Source organism: Paenibacillus sp. VTT E-133291, assembly GCF_002264395.1.
Taxonomy (GTDB): Bacteria; Bacillota; Bacilli; order Paenibacillales; family Paenibacillaceae; genus Paenibacillus_AQ; species Paenibacillus_AQ nitricinens.
The window spans coordinates 1-232 of sequence record NZ_NFVA01000285.1 but is presented as its reverse complement, the minus strand read 5'-3'; the positions used below and the strand labels follow the sequence as shown (position 1 = coordinate 232).

The 232-nt window shown below is 49.6% G+C and carries 1 protein-coding gene; it reads right to left on the bottom strand.

Translation table 11 applies throughout. The features are described from left to right. On the bottom strand, positions 1–232 hold a 232-nt coding region (locus CA598_RS31930; RefSeq protein WP_179283845.1), incomplete at both ends, for a hypothetical protein.

Here is a 232-nt window from a genome sequence, read left to right as displayed (position 1 = left end):
TGTTGGTACTGTTGTTGGTACTGTTGTTGGCTCAGTTGTTGGTGTTGGTGTTGGCACTGGTGTTGGAGTTGTCTCCGGCAGTGGTGCCCCTTTCAGGTCCACAATGCGGCCCTCAACAGCGGAGGTATTCGCAGTGACAGTTCCAACTTGTTTAAGATAATTCGTAAATACATCAAAGTCCGGCAGATACAGCAGGTTCACGCGGCCTTCTTTATAGGCCTTCTCAAGGGAA